Below are 1,548 nucleotides of genomic sequence, written 5' to 3'. Positions count from 1 at the left end.
CGAGCCCCTGGAGATCATCGAGCCGTCCCGCCCCGCCACCGTGGAGGATCTGAATCCCTCCACCACCAAGAACCTGGCCTGGCTGGCGCTGTGCGGCTGGTGGAGCGCCTCGCAGGTCACCAAGGTCTTCCTGGCCGGGACGGTCTACAAGACCGGGGAGCGGGCCGGAGAGACCCGCCCGGACAAGACGCTGACGAACCTCTTCACCGACGCTGCGCACCCGAGTGGGCGCCAGCTGCAGGTCTGGTACCAGGACGGGTCCTTGCGCTCGGCACTGTACCGCGATACGCTGGGACCCTGGCGCAAGCTGGATAAGGTTGGCGACCTGCTGGCCTATATCAACTTTGAGGGCACTAACGTTGAGGAGGGATCATGATCGTCATCGGAATGGCCGTGGTCATCGGGGCCGCCGCCATCATCGCCTGGACCATCGCCGGGCTGGCCTCGATCGTCATCGGTTGGGTCTCGCTCTACCGCTTCAACCGGAGCCAGCGGTGACCGAAGCCTGGCTTCCGGTCCCGGGCTACGAGGGCATCTACGAGGTGTCTGATATCGGAAACGTTCGCAGTCTTGATCGGGTCGATTCTCGTGGCTGGCACCGAAGGGGGCGACCGTTCAAGGCGCAGATCAATCGCAAGACAAAGCGCCTCCAGGTTCGGCTACACAAGAATGGTCGTGGCCATACGCTCAACGTACACCGCCTGGTCGCGCAAGCCTTCGTGCCCGGCGAAGCTCCCGGACTGCTGGCGCTACACTCCGACGGGAACGCCTTGAACAATACGCCCGGGAACCTGTACTGGGGAACGTACTCACAGAACGCCATCGACCGCGAGAATCATCGAAGGGAGGCGGCATGTATATCACCTGGTTCGACCCGGGCGTGAGCACCGGCATCGTCACGGGCTGGTTCGGTGAGAACCACCACTACGAGCCGCGTGAGATCCACCAGGTGCCAGGCGGGCAGCAGGGCCTGATCGACTGGCTCGCCAAGCACCCCATCCACCCGACGGTCATGCGTACCGCAAGCGATCGACTGGAGGACCACATCATCGGCTCGGAGAAGTTCATCCCGCGGCCGATCGACGGGGGGACGCACACGCTGGAGTCCACGTACCCCCTCGCGCAGGAGGGCCTGCTCGTCGGCCGGGGCATCATGCCGCCGTACCCTCGGGGCCACTGGCAGCCTGCCACCAGCCAGGTGCTGCGCCGGAGCCCCGACAACGACCCCGACAAGAACAGGAAACTCTCGGACGAGTTGCTACAGCGCCTCGGTCTGTGGTTGACTGGTACCGATGTCGGGCAGCTGGACGCGAACGACGTGATCTCGGCCACCAAGCACATCATCTGGTTCCTGACCAGGACACTGAAACACAAGCCGACCCTGGAATGGGTCTATGGAGAGGAGAAATGATGCACAACACTAAGAGGGGGCTCGCCGCGCTGGTTGCGGTTGCGCTCCTGCTCCCGGCTGCAGCGATCGCTGCGCCCGCCACCGCGGCATCGGGGACATACTTCTATGCCGCGCATGTCCAGAACATCGGCTGGCAG

General features: G+C 64.3%; 4 protein-coding genes. All 4 read left to right on the top strand.

The window, feature by feature from the left end:
- Positions 1–376 (top strand): hypothetical protein (locus ABFE16_19765; protein ID MEN6347538.1); only part of this gene is annotated, 376 nt, incomplete at its 5' end.
- Positions 373–498, top strand: a complete 126-nt coding sequence (locus tag ABFE16_19760) for a hypothetical protein (protein ID MEN6347537.1) — start codon at positions 373–375, stop codon at positions 496–498. The genes ABFE16_19765 and ABFE16_19760, both read left to right, overlap by 4 nt.
- Positions 495–884 (top strand): NUMOD4 domain-containing protein, encoded by a 390-nt coding sequence (locus tag ABFE16_19755; GenBank protein ID MEN6347536.1) that lies wholly within the window; start codon positions 495–497, stop codon positions 882–884. The genes ABFE16_19760 and ABFE16_19755 overlap by 4 nt, the downstream gene beginning before the upstream one ends.
- Complete coding sequence (locus ABFE16_19750; protein ID MEN6347535.1) at positions 854–1,411, top strand: hypothetical protein; 558 nt, start codon at positions 854–856, stop codon at positions 1,409–1,411. The genes ABFE16_19755 and ABFE16_19750 overlap by 31 nt, the downstream gene beginning before the upstream one ends.
- The last annotated feature ends 137 nt before the right edge of the window (positions 1,412–1,548 follow it).

The sequence above is a fragment of the Armatimonadia bacterium genome, assembly GCA_039679385.1.
Classification (GTDB): domain Bacteria; phylum Armatimonadota; class Zipacnadia; order Zipacnadales; family JABUFB01; genus JAJFTQ01.
Note: the sequence above shows the minus strand (reverse complement) of the source record. Positions and strands in the feature narration are given on the sequence as shown.

What these genes read in the sequence shown, in the direction of transcription:
- ABFE16_19760 (MEN6347537.1), top strand. Translation starts at nt 373, where the DNA reads ATGATCGTCATCGGAATGGCCGTGGTCATCGGGGCCGCCGCCATCATC.
- ABFE16_19750 (MEN6347535.1), top strand. Translation starts at nt 854, where the DNA reads ATGTATATCACCTGGTTCGACCCGGGCGTGAGCACCGGCATCGTCACG.